This is a genomic window from Cellulomonas sp. P5_E12, from assembly GCF_054049315.1.
The window spans coordinates 99,809-114,670 of record NZ_JBFUMP010000016.1; the positions used below are offsets into that span (position 1 = coordinate 99,809).

Genomic DNA, 14,862 nt, shown 5'->3' on the forward strand with positions numbered 1-14,862 from the left:
ACCGTGCCGCGGTTGACGAGTGCCGACGTGGCCCGCGAGAGCGGCGTCTCGCGCACCACCGTCAGTTACGTCCTCAACGGCAAGGACGGCGTCACGATCCCCGAAGCCACCCGTCAGCGCGTCCGGGACGCCGCCGAACGGCTGGGCTACACCCCGTCCGCCGCGGCGAGGGCGCTGCGCTCGGGCAAGAGCGACCTCGTCCTGTGCGTCCTGCCCGACTGGACCATCGGCCCGGTCATCGACACCCTCCTGGACCACCTGACGTCCGAGCTGGCCGACCGGGGTCTGGCCGTCCTCGTGCACCACGCCCGCGGCCCACGACCGCTCTCCGAGCTCTGGCACGCTGTCACCCCCCGCGCCGTGCTCGGGCTCGGCCCCTTCGCCGAGGCCGACGAGCGCGCGATGCGCCTCGCCGGCATCAAGGTGGTGGGCAGCGCCCTCGACGTGGACTCGCACCCGGGGACGTTCTCCGCCCCGCAGACCGAGATCGGGCGGCTGCAGGTCGAGCACCTGGCCGACCGGGGCCACCGGGTCCTCGCCTACGCCTCGCCGAGCGACGCCCGTCTGACGGCGTTCGCAGAGCGTCGGCTCGCGGGGGTCACCCTGGAGTGCGAGCGGCGGGGGCTCCCTGCTCCCAGGGTTCACGAGGTGGACCTCGACACCGCGTCCGCCGCGTCCGCGGTTCGGTCGTGGCGGGCGGGTGAGTCGCCGGCGACCGCGGTCGCGGCCTACAACGACGAGGTGGCGCTGGCCGTCCTGTCCGGGCTGCGCGCCGAGGGTCTGCGCGTCCCCGCCGACGTGGCGGTCATCGGCGTCGACGACATCCCGGCGGCGCGCCTGGCCGCCCCCGCGCTGAGCACCGTGTGGCAGGCGCTCGACGCGCAGGCGGGCTACCTGGCCGCCGCCGTCATCGCGGCCCTCGACGAGCTCGAGCCACCCCCGCACCCGGGCGACGTCTTCCACGTCATCGCCCGGGACTCGACGGCCACGACGCCTAGCTGAACGTGAACCAGTTGACGTTGACGTAGTCCGCCGGCTGGCCGGAGTCGAACGTCAGGTACACGGTGTGCGTCCCGGTCGTGGGCACGATGTTGCCCGGGACCGTCCGCCACACCTGCCACCCGCCCGTGCTGCTGAGGGCGACGCTGCCGATGGACGGCCCGGTCAGGCTGTCGAGCCGGACGTTGACCAGGCCGCTGATGCCGCCCGCCGCGCCGGAGGCGACCCGCACGCTGAACGTCGACCGCGGCGTCGAGCCGAAGCTCACGTTGTCGAAGCGCACGTGGTCGCCGTTCGCGATCCAGCCGATGTCCTGGCCGCCGCCGACATCCTGCGTCGTCTCGGTGGCCACCCCGGACATCGCGGAGTACGCCTCGGCCTGGAGGCGCGCGGTGGCGTCGACGCCCGTGGACGTGCCGGACGTCGTGGTGACCGCGACGGCGTTGCTCACGGCGGACTGGTTGCCCGCCGCGTCGTGGGCCCGCACGGTGAACGTGTAGGCGGTCGAGGCCGCCAGGCCTGTGGCCGTGTACGTCCGGCTCGCAGTGGACCCCACGACGGTGCCGTCGCGCAGGACGTCGTAGCCCGTCACGCCGACGGCGTCGGTCGAGGCCGACCACGTCAGGGTCGTCGCGGACGACGTGGTGCCCGAGGCTGCCAGCCCGGTGGGCACGGAGGGTGCCGTCGTGTCGCCTCCGCCGGCCGACGTGGTCACCGACACCGCGCCGCTGCTCGCGGACCTGTTCCCGGCCGCGTCCAGCGCGCGGACGGTGAACGAGGAGGTGGTCGCGGACGGAAGGCCGGTCGCCGCGTAGGTGGTCCCCGACGCGGTTCCGACGACCGTGCCGTTGCGGAGCACCTCGTAGCCCGTGACTCCGACGTTGTCCGTCGCGCCGGTCCAGCCCAGGTTCGTCGAGGTCGACGTCGTGCCGGACGCCGCGAGGTCGGTCGGGACCGACGGCGCCGACGTGTCCGTCGGTGCCGTGCTGTTCGAGCTGGCCACGGAGCGGGCCGGGACGGTCAGCGTGACGCCGGTGGAGAAGGTCACGGTGATGGCGGACCCGGTCATGTTCGCGGCCTGGTAGGTGCGCGTGCCGTTCTTGACGAAGACCGCGGCCAACGGGTTGTTCGCCGTGACGGACAGGTCGACCGTGCCCAGACCGGCCAGGCTCTTCAGCCAGTAGAACGTGTGCGCCTTCGACTCGCCCTCCTCGACGGCGTAGCTGTCCGCCTGGGCGCGGAACTGGGCGAGCGCGGTCGGTGCGTCGGCCAGCGCCTGGTAGTCCCAGAGGATGTCCTTCCAGACCGTCGCGGGACCGCCGTTGTTGCGCTCGAGCTCGGCGAGGTTGCGGCCGATGTACGCCGGGTCGTAGCCGAGGTACAGGTGCCCCGCGGTGCTGGGCAGCAGGTTGATGCCTTGGATCATCTCCGGCTCGGCACTGAACCACGTCGAGTACGAGCCGCCGTCGCCCCACACCATGCCGACCGCGGAGTGACCGAACGCGGCCGGGAACGCCTCCTCGTCGGTGTCGAACCAGTAGTTCTCGATGGCCGACGCCTGCGTCGTGTACAGGTAGATGCCGAGGTCACGAACGGTCTTGTTGCCCGTCGCCTGGCCCCACTGGATGAGCCCGCTGGCGAAGTTCATGCCCTCCGACGACGATTCCTGGTTGTTCCCGGCGGCGAAGGCGCCGTGCCCGGCGGCCCAGTCGTGCCCGGCGAAGATGTCGAAGTCACGCAGGAACGGGAAGCGCGTGTCGGTGCGGTCCCAGTTGGCCGCGTCCTTGATGACGGTGTTGACCATGCCGCCGTACGCGGAGTCCGCGGCCCACGCGGGGTCGAACTCGGCGACGTTCGCCGCCCCGACGACGAAGTAGCCGTAGTGGAAGTGGTGGTCGTTGAGGTCGGTGTCCGAGCCGTACGAGGCGGGGTAGCCGATGAGCGTGCCCCACGACGGGTTGTACCAGAACGACCGTGTCGTCTCCCCCGACGAGGCCGTGAGCCAGTCCGTCAGGCGCGTCTTCATTGCGCCGAGCAGCCGGTCGCGTGCGCTCGTGCTGCCCGTGAGGTTGGCGATCTGGGCGACCTGCGAGATCCGCCCGAACGCCTTGCCGGTCCAGTAGGTGTCGTCGCCGAAGCCCGCGAACGGGTCGCCCGTCGCCACCTGCTCGACGTACCCGTTCAACTGGGTGGCGTCGGCCGAGCCCGCCGCGAAGCCCGTCGTGGCCACCTGCGGCAGCACGCCATGGAACGGCGTGACCGTCTGGAACTGCGAGCTGCCGACCACCACGCGCATCGGGCCGCGCGGCGAGACGTAGGAGTAGCCGCTGGGCGTCGCGCCGGCGAGGTGGTCGCGCTGGTGCGGGTACAGCGCGTAGACCGTGCCGGTGGCGGAGCCCTGGCGCGCGGTCGTGGTGAACGCGTACGTCGCGGTCATCTTCGCCGTGGCCTCGTCGTACGACCACGAGACCGTGGTGCCGGTCACGTGGTTGTGCGCGTACGGCGCGTAGGCGGCCAGCGCGGCGAGCCGGTCCGCGGTGGTGCTGCTCGGCGACGTCGGCAGGACCGCCACGGAGAAGAAGCTCTTGCCGCCCAGCGAGGAGCTGATCGTGCTGCCGGACACCGTCCACGTCGAGCCTGTCGGCGCGAAGGCCGCGTAGTCGTGACCGTTGATCGTGTACCCGATCGCCGCGTCGGCGTTGCTCCACACGGACGGCGCGGCGGCGCCGGTGAGGGTCGCGTCGCCTCCGGTCTTGGTCGCGTAGACGAACGGGAGGCCGTGACCGAACGTGGTCCGCAGGCTGCTGGTGCCGTCGGTCCACAGCTCGCTCACGGTCCAGTCGGAGTAGCCGTCGACCTTGCCGTCCGCGTCCAGGCCCGCGACGCCGAGCCGGAAGTCCTCGGTGTACGGGTAGTGGTACTCCCCCACGCCCGTCGCCGTACCCGAGATCGTCGCCGTCGTCGGGTAGCTCACCCCGAGCCCGTCGGTGAAGGCGTGGTACGCGAGAGGGTGCGCCATGAGGTTCTCGGAGACCGACGCGCAGCTGAACTTGCGCCAGACCAGGGACGTCCACCAGTCGTTGGTCGGGATGGCGCCCGCCGGGAAGTTCGCCGTCACGTGCGCCCGCGGGTCGGTGACCGGGGTGTTGTCGCACTCGGTGGGCACCGCCCCGCCGGTCGGGGTGCCTTCGGCGTAGCTGCCCTGCCCCACCGACTCCGCCGCGGCGCGCGCGACCGGGAGGAGGAGCACCTGCACGAGGTACACCAGCATCGCGCCGATCACGACCATCACGACGATCCTGCGACGGTCCCCCCGGTCCACAGCACGGGTTGCGGTCGTTGCTCGAGCAGACATCGTCGTCTCCTTCTGACCTGCGACCGGCGACGGGCTCGTCGACCGCTGCCGCACCGGGCGGGCGCGACGCCTTGCAGCCCGCCGACCTCCCGACAGGCAGGCCCGTGGGCGCCGCTCAGGGCGCGCTCGGACCGGGTGTGCCGGGGTGGGACCGACTCCTCCGCGTTGAGGTGTCCCACGCAGTGACTCGTGTCACCGGGCTCAGCACCAGGCTCGATCCGGGCGCGCGTGTTGTCAAGTGCTGGGGCCCCGGGCAGGCCGACGCCCGCCCCCGCAGGCAGCGGGAGCGGGCGTCGGGTGCGGTCAGCCCTCGGTCGGGTGCGCCTGGGCCGACGCGATGAACGCGAGCATGGCGGAGCGTGAGCTGCCGTCGTCGATCGACGTGTCCGGCAGGCTCGACGCCTCCGTCCACGCCGCCGCCGCGTCGTCCGCACCGGCCAGGGCGGCGTACATGAGCAGGTAGTCCCCGAACTGCACCCCGTACCCGCCGGGTGTGGCCTCCGCGACCGACGCCCGGATCTGCTCCGGGTCCACGCCGGCCGCCAGGTACGTCTGCACGGGGCCCATCGGGATGAGCTGGATGCCGAGGATCGCGTTCGGCTCCGGGCTGAACCACGTGGCGTAGTCCCGCTTGCCGCCCCAGTTGAGCGAGACCATGGTGTGGTCGAAGCCCTCGAACTGCTCGAGGTCCGGMGCCGTCCAGTAGGTCCGGGCGGTCGAGGCCTCCGTCGACGCGAGCCAGGTGGCCTCGGTCGCGAGGGCCGACTGGTCGGACGCGCCCGCCCACAGGCCCAGACCGTTCCAGGCGTTGACGGCCTCCGACGACGACTCCTGGTTGTTGCCGTCCGCGAACGGCGACGTGCCCGAGGCCCACGAGTGCCCGGCGTACGGGTCGAACGACCGCAGCTGCGGCAGCTCGGCGGAGGGCTTCGCCGCGGCGATGTCCTGCGCCAGCAGGTTCATGACCGGGGCGAGCTTCGTGGCCAGCGCCGGGTCGTCCTGGGCCAGCAAGCCCGCGGCGGCCAGCAGGTAGCCGTAGTGGAAGTGGTGGTCGTTGAGCTCATCCGACCCGAAGGACGGCGTGAGCCCGATGGCCGAGCGAGCGCCCTCGTCGTAGACGACGCACCGGGCGTCCCGACGCGTGCACCCGTCGGGCTCGGCCCACTCCTCGAGCGCGGCGACCGTCGTGGCCTTGAGGTCCGCCACGACGTCCGGCTCCCCCAGCTGCTCGCCGAGCACGACGAGCGACGCGGCGCGGTTCAGCGCCTTGCCGCCGAAGTACGTGTCCGACGGGAACGCAGGGGTGCCGGCGACGTCGGCCTGCAGCGCCGCGACGATCGCGGTGCGCTGCTCGTCGGAGATGCCGTCCAGGTCCAGCGAGCCGCTGGCCGGCAGCGCCGGCGCGTAGGACGTCAGCTGGGAGCCGGCGCACAGCTCGAGGTCGCCGTACACGCTCGGGTAGGTGCCCAGGCCGCAGTCCGCGCGCGTCGGCTGCTCACCGGTCCGGTGGTGCGGCATGAGCACGTACGCGCTGGGCGAACCCCCGGCCGTGCGGTACGTGAGCGTGGTGCGGGCGATGCTGTCGTCGACGCCGTAGCTCACGTCGACGCCCGTCACAGGATCCACCGCGGCCGCGGCGAGCGCGGACGACGCGGCGGCACTGGCGTCCGGAGGCAGCGCGTACCAGGTGGCTGTGCTGCCCTTCGCCACCGTCGTGGACGCGCCGTCGGACTCGCCGCCGACGAGGCCCCACTGGGAGGTCCCCGCGTCGGCGACGGACGCTCCGTCGTCGCCCGGCGCGAACGCACCGCCGGTGACCGTCGAGCTCAGCGTCACGTCCTGCGCGGCGGTGAAGCTGACGAAGGGCGAGCCCTCCGCGAGCACCACGTGGCCGAGCACGGCGCCCGACCCGTCGAGCAGGTCGACCGTCACGCTCACCGGGTCCGCGGCGCTGACCTGCGCCGACGCCGCCCCGACGTCCACCGTCACAGCCGGCACGTGCGGCGCGATGATCACGTTCGCGTCCGCGGTCGGTGCGGGGAGGCCGAGCGTGAACCCCGAGGCCGTCAGCGCGAACGACAGCGGCTCGGCGAACACGGGCTGCGGCTCCGCGCCGAACACCAGGCCGCTGTACCAGCGGTTGCTGGGCGGGACCACGCCGTCGGCCAGGCGCACCGGGTCGATCTTCGCCACGGACTCCTGCGGCACTGCCGCGACGAGCGCCGCGGAGTCGACCGTCGGAGGCGTCGCGTCCTGCGGCCCGCCCACGTCCGCGACCGGCGCGGGGGCCCCGCCGTCGTCGCCGGAGGGCGGGCTCGTGCCCGACCACGGCGCGACGACCGCGAGCACGGCGACCACCGCGATCGCGACGGCCGCGCCGATCCCGACCAGGACCCACCGCCTCCTGCTCGGTGCGGGCGGCGGGCGGACCTCGGGCGTCGTCTCTGTCACGCGTGTGGTCATCGGAAGAGTCCCCCTACGTAGGCCTTCACGGAGGTCGCCGTGCGCGTCACCACTCCGTCGTTGTCCAGCTCCAGCTCGGCGGTCACCGGCGTCCCGGCGGACACCAGCCCGTTCTGCGCGCCGTCCACGAGCGCGGCACCGCTGACGGTCATGACCGCCTGGGCGGCGCCCGACACCGTCTCGACGCGGACATCGGTCACGTGACCCGAGACCGTGCTCTGGTTCGGCAGCACCACCGACACGGAGGCGCCGTCCCCCACCCGCGAGTACTCCTTCGGCGTGAGCGTGAACTCGGCCTGCACGTACAGCGTTCCGGCGCGCTGCACGACCGCCAGCTCGGCCGCGGACGACACCGAGGTGCCGCGTTCGGCCAGGATGTCGGTGACGACACCGTCGCCGGTGGCGAGGACGACGAGCCGTCCCTCGGCGTCCACCTGCGTGGCCTCCGTCATGGTGCCGGCGAAGCCGGTCTCCACGTCGTGCCGCAGCGTGGCCGAGTCGATGACGAACAGCTGCTGGCCTGTCGTGACGGTGTCCCCGACGTCGACCAGCTGGCCGACGACGAGGCCCGAGTACGGCGAGGCGACGCTGTACGACTTGGCAAGGATCTGGGCGGAGTCGCTCACGGCGACCCCGCGTGTCTCGTTGAGCTGGTAGGTCGCCAGGGCGGCGATGACGAGCACGAGCATCGTGCCCACAAGCAGTCTCAGACGGCTGGACCAGGTCATGCGACACCTCCGGTAGGTGCAGTCGGTGCGGTCGCAGGGACGGTCGCGACGCGGCGTGGCGGGCGAGCCGCCTTGGCCGCGGCGCGCGCGTGGTGGCCTTCCTTCCAGGCGGTCAGGACGAAGCCTCCGAGGATGAGGGTGTTGGTGGCGTTCCACGCGACGGCGAGGCTCGGGTAGCCGTTGCCCATGTCCTTCCAGACACCGACGACCGTCGTGACGAGCAGGAACTCGAAGAACAGGACCTGCGGCATCATGAACGCGAACGGCGACCGGTAGGCACCCTTCTGGCCGGTCACGTGCCACTTCTGGTCCCGGCGGAAGATCGCGTTGACCAGCGCCCGGGTGTAGATCGGGAAGGACACCGCCGCGAGCAGGAGCACCTGCCAGCGGAACGAGCCGAGCGTGAAGAACGCCACGAGGATCTGCATCACGTAGAAGCCCGAGTAGTACAGGAGCCACGTGAGCGGCGTGATCGTGAGGTTCATCGGCGTGAGGTTGAAGTAGATCTGCAGCGGCGGCACCAGGATCAGCAGCAGGGGTGCGATGCCGGTGAGGTAGTGGGTCGACGTCACCAGGTACTGCAGGCGCTGGTCCATGGTGAGCCGGCGCTTCGGGGACAGCGGGTTGTGGGTGAGCATGATCTCGAACCCGCCGGTCGCCCACCGCAGCTGCTGCTTGGTGTACGACTCGACCGTCTCCGGGGTGTCGCCGACGGCGAGCTCGGTCGGGATGTAGACGGTCCGCCAGCCGCCCTCGTGGAGCATGAGGGACGTCCAGACGTCCTCCGACTTGGAGTCGGAGTAGATGCCGCCGATCGAGTCCGCCGCGGCACGTCGGTAGATGACGTTGGTGCCGACGGAGAACGCGGCGTTGAACCGGTTCCGGCCGGGCTGGATGAACTTGTAGAACACCGACTGCATGTAGCCGGCGCCCTTCGAGATGACGGTGTGCAGGTTGCCGTACGCCTGGGGCGTCTGCACGAACGCCACGTCGTCGGTGGCGAAGAACGGCACGGTCTCGTGCAGGAACTGCGGCAGCGGCACGAAGTCGGCGTCGAAGATGACGAAGAAGTCACCCTTCGCGAGGGACAGGGCGTGGTTGATGTTCCCCGCCTTGGCACCGTTGCTGGACAGGCGCCGGACGTACCGCGCACCCAGCTCGGCCGCGAGCCCACGGACCTCGTCCGAGCGCCCGTCGTCCAGCACCCACGTGTCGTGCCGGCCCTGCATCGCCACAGCGGCGGAGACCGTGCGCCGGATCGTGTCCAGGCTCTCGCCGTACGTCGTGATGAAGACGTCGACGCTGATCGGCCACTCCTGCAGGTACATGCGCCAGGCGGTCGGGTTCTGCTCCGCGCCGTCCCGGATGATCTCGCCGACGTCGTAGAGCCGGTCCTGCGCGTGGTGGAACGCGAAGTCGCGCGGGTTGTGCCCGCTCGACAGCACCGTCCACATCGCCAGCAGCGCGTGCGCCACGAGGACCGACTCGGCGACGATCACCAGCGAGTACGGGAGCCAGTCGCCCCGGTTGGCCGGGTTGAGCAGGAACACCGCGTAGATGATGACGCCGGCACAGGCCAGCAGGACCAGCAGCATGAGAGACGGGCTCTGCGCCGCCTCGTTCTCGGGCGTCCTGGTCGGTGTGATCGCGATCTGCTCGGTACGTCGCGGTTCCATGACGAGCTTGTCGAACGTTGTAGCCACAGCTCGCACCTTTCGGTCGTCCGGTCGGACGGCCGGGTGGGCTGATGGGCCCACCTGACCGGTGCGACGGCGACGCTGGCGCCAGAACTACGAAAGGCAACGGCCGCAAGAGTTCCGGTGTGAAAACCGGACCGCTCGACAGGCGCCGCCGCCTTCGTTGATGAGACGAACGTACGTGCGGTGCCCCAGCCCGTCCACCGCAGCGCGTTGTGCGTCAGGTCACAGGATCCCGCGGACGTCCGGCATCGACCGCTCGACCTCGCGCCGCCCGTCGGCACCGTTCCCCCGGGATCTGTCGGCTCCAGGTCCTCGACGCCACGCCCGGGCAACAACGGGTTCGACCGCCTCGCCGTTGGCGACGGGGACCCGTGCGGCTGGGCGGACGGGCGCCTCCGCCGGCGGTCGGCGGTCGCCGAGCGGCAGGGCGATGCCCCTGGTCAGCGAGACGGGCGCGGCCCGCCGGGCGCTGGCTCCGAAGCACGGGCCACGGGCCCGCCGCCGACGACCGAGCCCTGGCGGCGCGCCCGGGGCACAACGCCCGGATCGCCCAGATCCGCCGACGAGTCCCGATCGGCAGGGCCACCACTCCGGACAGCTCAGGCCGGCGCGCCACGCGAACCGCGGGGGCGCCTGGCGTCGCCTCACCCGTCTCGACATTCGGGCACTTCACCCGCCCCGTCCCAGCGCGCGGACACACCGCGGCCGGTTGCTCCGCGCACCCGAGAGGCAAGGCGCCGCGGACTCAAAGCCTGCTCCCAGGCTGAGGACCTACCGTTCGCTCACCCAGCCTCGCAACCCGGAGGACATCATGTCGGCACAGTCGAACCCCCCTGGCCCGGACCCCGCACCCGTGCCTGCTCCGGCGCCCGCTCCTTGGCCCGCCGCGACGACGCCCGTACCCCCGGCCCCGCCGATCCCGGCCGCCCCCGTCGGCTGGGTCATCGCCGCCATGATCCTGTTCTGGCCCACCGGCATCCCCGCGCTGCTCGCCTCGCACCGTGCGGCGCGAGCCGCCGGCGCCGCAGACGTCGGGACGGCAGCGCGGGAGTCCGCGAACGCCCGGCGCTGGGGAATCATCAGCGTGATCGTCGGGGCGGCGCTGATCCTCCTGTCGATCCTCGTCTCGATCGCGTGGGCCGTCCTCGCCGTCGTCGCCGTCCACGAGCACCGCGGCGGCCTGGACTGGGAGCAGCGTGGGCCCGGCTGGCACAACGAGCTCCCGTTCGACCAGCCCGACCGCCCCGACTCCGGCCGCTGACCTCGTCCACCATCCGGGAAAAAAGCGCGGGATCCTTGACCGCGCGGCTCGACGGATGCTTCGTTGTGCCCGCCATGGCCGGGTCGGTGCCAGCCGCACCGGCGCGACCACCTCTCGAGGACGACGAAGGGAGCTCCCGATGACCGCCTTCCGCGTCTCGTCGCCCTCCCTGCGTGCCTGCCTGCACCTCTGTACCGCCTGCTGTCAGCTGCACTGACGCACCCCCGGCTCCGCGCCGGGAGCAGGCCCATCCGACCGCGCCGCCGCCGTCGGTCGCAGACGCACCCGAGAGGCACCACCATGACCGTCGACCTGTCCCACCGCCCCGACACCGTCCTCGGCGTCGAGGAGCTGAGCGCGCTGACCCGCTCCATCGCCGCTCGTCCCGAGCTCTGGCAGCCCCTGGTCCGGTTCCAGGAGGCAGGCCGCTGGTGGACCCGCCTGGACGCCCCCGCAGGCGTGGACGTGTGGCTGATCTCGTGGCTGCCGTCGCAGGGCACCGAGCTGCACGACCACGGCGTCTCGTCGGCCGCGTTCACCATCGTGGCCGGCACGCTGACGGAGATCCGGCCCGACCGCGCCGGCCGGCTCGTGCCGCAGGAGTTCCGCGCCGGGCTGACCCAGACCGTCGACCCCGGCGACCTGCACGACGTGCTCAACGCCGGGACCGAGCCGGCCGTCAGCATCCACGCCTACTCGGCACCGCTGACGCGGATGACCTACTGGGCGCAGGACGCCGAGGGCACCCTGGTCCCCACGCGCACGGTCGAGACGGACGAGCCGGAGACCGAGGCGTGAGCCCGTCGAGCGCCGTGAGGCCGGCAGGTCGCCGGACCATCGACGACGTGCTGGCCGAGGCCCGCGCCCGCCTGGTGCGGCTGTCGCCGCAGGAGACCTGGGACGCGCTGGCGCACGGCGCGCTGCTGGTCGACATCCGCCCGGCCGCCCAGCGGGCAGCCGAGGGCGAGGTGCCGCAGGCCGTCGTGATCGAGCGCAACGTGCTCGAGTGGCGGCTCGACCCGGCCAGCGCCCACCGGATCCCGGCGGCGACCGGGTACGACCTGCAGGTCGTCGTGCTGTGCTCGGAGGGCTACACGTCGAGCCTCGCCGCGGCCGCGCTGGCCGACCTCGGCCTGCACCGTGCGACGGACGTCGTCGGCGGCTTCCACGCCTGGTCCGCGGCCGGCCTGCCCGTCACCGCCGAGGCGCGCGAGCTGGTCGGGGCCGGACCCGCGCACTGATCGCACGACAACATCCCGAGGCCCAGGAGCGATGCTCGAACCGGGACCTCGGGATGCGCGTCGAGAGTGCCACAGGAGTCGTTTCCGCGGCGTTTCGCGGACCCGGAGGCAGGGACGTGAGGGGACGGTCGTCATGGCCGGGCGATCACGTGGGCGGGCGGAGCACGATGGTCGGGTCCCCCGCTCGCCGACCCCAGGAGCCACCATGACCCGACAGAGCGTGCACACCGACGAGGCGCCCGCTGCGCTCGGCCCGTACAGCCAGGCCATCGTCGCGGGCGGGTTCGTCTTCTGCTCGGGCACCGCGGGGATCGACCCGGCGACCGGGGAGATCCCCGACGGCATCGAGGCCCAGACCGAGCTGGCCCTGCGCAACCTCGCCGCGACGCTCGACGCCGCCGGTTCGTCGATGGACGACCTGGTCAAGACGACGATCTTCTACGCCGACGTGGCTGACTTCGGCTCCCTCAACGCCGTCTACGCCCGGCACATGCCGGATCCGCCACCGGCGCGCTCGGCGCCGGCCAACGTCGTCCTGCCGCGAGGTCTGCTGGTCTCGATCGAGGCCATCGCGACACTCTCCGCCTAGGCCCCCGGCAGGATCTGCTCGAGCAGCTGCGGCAGGTCAACCAGCGCGACCCTGACGGCGGCGTCGCTGCACCCGTACGGGAGGACGAGCGTGTCGCCGTGCAGCAGCGACCCGCACGAGTAGACGACGTTCGGCACGTACCCGTCGCGCTCGTCGGCGGCCGGCGTCAGCAGCGGCGTCGCCAGGCTGCCCAGCACGCGACGCGGGTCGTCGAGGTCGAGGAGCATGGCGCCGATGCCGTACTGCCGCATCGGGCCGACGCCGTGGGTGAGGACCAGCCAGCCGGCGCGCGTCTCGATCGGCGAGCCGCAGTTCCCGGCCTGGACGATCTCCCAGGCGTGCACCGGCGTGCTCAGCGTGCCGAGGTCGTCCCAGTGCTGCAGGTCCGTCGACCCGGCCAGGGAGTTGTTCTCGCGGTCCCAGCGCGACAGCGCGAGGTACTGGCCGCCGACCCGTCGCGGGAACAGCGCCATGCCCTTGTTCTTCGCTCCGGCGCCGCTGAGCCTGCTCATCCGGAACGAGCCGAAGTCGTCGGTGGCCACCAGGTGCGGCGCGACCGTCTCGCCGTCGAACGCCGTGTACGTGCCCAGGTAGGTGCGCCGACCGTCGGCGTACTCGACCTCGACCAGGCGGAGGTCCTCGATGCCGTTGCGCTCGGCCGGGCTCCCCGGCAGCAGGACGCGGGAGTCGACGCGGCTGTCCGCCGGGAACGTGACGTCGTACGTGCAGGCGACCAGCCACTCCAGCCGCGGGATCCCGCGGACGGCCTCCGCCGCGAACAGCTCCGGGAGGGAGCGAAGCAGTGCGTCGGCTTCCTCGCGCTCACCCTCCAGCTCGTCGTTCTGGCGGCGCAGGTCGGCGCGTGAGTGCGCCGTCGCGTCCCGGGTCGGCACGGTCGTCGTCGGCCCCGGGGTGTCGAACGTCAGCTCGTCGTCGACGTCGACGACGCCCGTCCGCAGCTCGACGCAGGACACGTGACCCTCCCCCACGCCGCGGACGCTCATGACGAACCGCGTGCTCCCGGGCGGCAGGCCGCCCTGGTCGGGGTGCGCGACCATCGACGGGTTGAACAGTGCCGCGGACTCGATCGCGTACTCCTGGCTCATGCACGCGCCGATGAGCCGGCGCCGCTCGAGCGACAGCGACCCGGCGTGGTCGAGAAGGCCGGCGACCAGCGCGAAGCGCGAGTCGAGCAGACCGACGAGGTCGTCGTGCCTGGCGCTGAACCGTGTCAGGACGTCGATGAGCGCGGCGTCCACCTCGGCGTCGGGCAGCGCCAGGAGGCGCGCGAGGACCGCGGCCCGGCGCGAGACGCCGGCGCCGAAGATCTCCTCGCCGGGCAGGAACGGCGTGCTGACCACCCTCGTCGCGTCCGGCCGCAGCACGTGATCGGTGCGCCGGACGAGCGGGCTCGCGTCGACGAGCGTCACGCGACCGCCTGCACCAGCGCGAGCCGCCCGAGCTGGAGGGTCGACAACGCGGCGAGCGTCGACTCGGCCCCCTGGTTCTGGTTGACCCCGTGCGCGTGCAGGCCGTCGTACCCGCCGCCCGAGACGTCGTCGTAGAGCACCATGCCGGTGTCGTTGTCGCCGAGGAACCACCCGACGCAGCGGTCGAGGTAGGCGAGCCAGATCTCCTGCCGCGTCGCCCGGAACGCCCGCCAGCACGCCTCGGCCAGGGCCGCGACCTCGATGGGCTGCTGGTCGAACCCGGGGCGGGCGTCGCCGTCCTGCCGCCCGCCGACCGGGGTCATCGAGAGGTGCCCGTCGTGCGTCTCCTGGTCGACGAGCCAGTGCAGCAGGTCGAGGCCGGCCTGCAGGGTGTCGGCGTCGCCGAGTGCGGAACCGATGGCGACCAGCGCCTCGGGCAGCACCGCGTTGGCGTAGGTGAGCCGCGCGTCGGGCCAGGGCCACGACGGGTCGGTCGGCCGCGCGAGCAGGGTGCGCGCGTCCGTCAGCAGCCCGAGAGCGGCCCGGTTGCCGGGCTGCACCTCGAGCATCTCGGCGGCGCCCAGCGATGCGTAGGCCATGGCGTGCCACCAGGGCGAGCGCTGCTGGAGGCTCACGACCGCGGCGTCGAGGGCGGCCGACCGCACGCGGACGTCCGTCGTCGCGCCCGCGGCGGTGCCCAGCGCCCACAGCGCGCGGCCCCAGTGGTCCTCCACGGTGGCGCAGTCGGTCCATCGGCCGGCGAGGTCGCGACGGTTGTGGAACCGCCCGAGGCCGTCCTGGGCGAACAGCGTGAAGCGCAGGTAGGTCGCCGTCAGGCTCTCGACCTGCGGCGTCGGGTGCGGCTGGCGCGCGGTCACGACGAGGCCGCGAGCGACGTCGTCGAGGCAGTAGCCGTGCTCGGGCCGGGGCTCGGTGAGCAGCGCGTGCTCGAACAGCCCGATCGGCGTGCTGAGGTGCGCGAGGTGGTGGAAGACCGGTGTCGGATACATCACGCAGCCGACATGGTCCGGGCGTGCACGAGCCCGGCGCCGAGCTCCACGTACTGCCCGGCGACGGCCGTCCACAGCAGGCTGGG

Annotated in this window: 11 protein-coding genes; 5 read left to right on the top strand and 6 right to left on the bottom strand. The window is 72.5% G+C overall.

From position 1 onward, the window contains the following. Positions 1-3 precede the first annotated feature (3 nt). Positions 4-1,002 carry a LacI family DNA-binding transcriptional regulator gene (locus tag ACXJKA_RS14020; protein ID WP_456825821.1) on the top strand — a complete coding sequence of 333 codons (999 nt, stop codon included), beginning with the start codon at positions 4-6 and terminating at the stop codon, positions 1,000-1,002. Here the strand turns inward: ACXJKA_RS14020 and ACXJKA_RS14025 are convergent. The 4 genes from ACXJKA_RS14025 to ACXJKA_RS14040 all read right to left on the bottom strand — a co-directional run bounded on the left by ACXJKA_RS14025 (position 995) and on the right by ACXJKA_RS14040 (position 9,248). After that, a complete protein-coding gene (locus ACXJKA_RS14025; protein ID WP_456825822.1) occupies positions 995-4,288 on the bottom strand; it encodes a glycosyl hydrolase in 3,294 nt (1,097 codons plus the stop codon). The genes ACXJKA_RS14020 and ACXJKA_RS14025 overlap by 8 nt on opposite strands. A 369-nt stretch (positions 4,289-4,657) precedes the next feature. After that, entirely contained in the window at positions 4,658-6,817 is a 2,160-nt protein-coding gene (locus tag ACXJKA_RS14030) for a glycosyl hydrolase (RefSeq protein WP_456825823.1), read from the bottom strand. After that, positions 6,814-7,545 (bottom strand): HlyD family efflux transporter periplasmic adaptor subunit, encoded by a 732-nt coding sequence (locus tag ACXJKA_RS14035; protein ID WP_456825824.1) that lies wholly within the window; start codon positions 7,543-7,545, stop codon positions 6,814-6,816. Before ACXJKA_RS14035 ends, ACXJKA_RS14030 begins: the two co-directional genes overlap by 4 nt. Next, on the bottom strand, positions 7,542-9,248 hold the full coding sequence (locus tag ACXJKA_RS14040) for a glycosyltransferase family 2 protein (protein WP_456825825.1): 1,707 nt from the start codon (positions 9,246-9,248) through the stop codon (positions 7,542-7,544). The genes ACXJKA_RS14035 and ACXJKA_RS14040 overlap by 4 nt, the downstream gene beginning before the upstream one ends. Positions 9,249-10,056: 808 nt before the next feature. Here ACXJKA_RS14040 and ACXJKA_RS14045 point away from each other — a divergent pair. The 4 genes from ACXJKA_RS14045 to ACXJKA_RS14060 all read left to right on the top strand — a co-directional run bounded on the left by ACXJKA_RS14045 (position 10,057) and on the right by ACXJKA_RS14060 (position 12,336). Next, a complete protein-coding gene (locus tag ACXJKA_RS14045; RefSeq protein ID WP_456825826.1) occupies positions 10,057-10,506 on the top strand; it encodes a CD225/dispanin family protein in 450 nt (149 codons plus the stop codon). Between the two features lie 300 nt (positions 10,507-10,806). Next, the gene (locus tag ACXJKA_RS14050) at positions 10,807-11,304 is read left to right on the top strand and encodes a cysteine dioxygenase (protein WP_456825827.1); all 498 of its coding nucleotides are present in this window, start codon (positions 10,807-10,809) and stop codon (positions 11,302-11,304) included. Then, positions 11,301-11,747, top strand: coding sequence for a rhodanese-like domain-containing protein (locus ACXJKA_RS14055; protein WP_456825828.1), 447 nt, complete (start codon positions 11,301-11,303; stop codon positions 11,745-11,747). The genes ACXJKA_RS14050 and ACXJKA_RS14055 overlap by 4 nt, the downstream gene beginning before the upstream one ends. 205 nt (positions 11,748-11,952) lie before the next feature. After that, a complete protein-coding gene (locus ACXJKA_RS14060) occupies positions 11,953-12,336 on the top strand; it encodes a RidA family protein (RefSeq protein WP_456825829.1) in 384 nt (127 codons plus the stop codon). On the opposite strand, the gene ACXJKA_RS14065 is transcribed toward ACXJKA_RS14060, so the two are convergent. Beyond that, positions 12,333-13,766: a glycoside hydrolase family 130 protein gene (locus tag ACXJKA_RS14065; protein ID WP_456825830.1), complete on the bottom strand. Its 1,434-nt coding sequence runs from the start codon at positions 13,764-13,766 to the stop codon at positions 12,333-12,335. The two genes, ACXJKA_RS14060 and ACXJKA_RS14065, sit on opposite strands and share 4 nt — an antisense overlap. Next, on the bottom strand, positions 13,763-14,776 hold the full coding sequence (locus ACXJKA_RS14070) for a glycosyltransferase (protein ID WP_456825831.1): 1,014 nt from the start codon (positions 14,774-14,776) through the stop codon (positions 13,763-13,765). The genes ACXJKA_RS14065 and ACXJKA_RS14070 overlap by 4 nt, the downstream gene beginning before the upstream one ends. Between the last annotated feature and the right edge of the window lie 86 nt (positions 14,777-14,862).

Coding starts and splice junctions, on each gene's coding strand:
- ACXJKA_RS14060 (WP_456825829.1), top strand. CDS start 11,953: ATGACCCGACAGAGCGTGCACACCGACGAGGCGCCCGCTGCGCTCGGC.
- ACXJKA_RS14035 (WP_456825824.1), bottom strand. CDS start 7,545: ATGACCTGGTCCAGCCGTCTGAGACTGCTTGTGGGCACGATGCTCGTG.
- ACXJKA_RS14070 (WP_456825831.1), bottom strand. CDS start 14,776: ATGTATCCGACACCGGTCTTCCACCACCTCGCGCACCTCAGCACGCCG.
- ACXJKA_RS14045 (WP_456825826.1), top strand. CDS start 10,057: ATGTCGGCACAGTCGAACCCCCCTGGCCCGGACCCCGCACCCGTGCCT.
- ACXJKA_RS14050 (WP_456825827.1), top strand. CDS start 10,807: ATGACCGTCGACCTGTCCCACCGCCCCGACACCGTCCTCGGCGTCGAG.
- ACXJKA_RS14025 (WP_456825822.1), bottom strand. CDS start 4,288: ATGGTCGTGATCGGCGCGATGCTGGTGTACCTCGTGCAGGTGCTCCTC.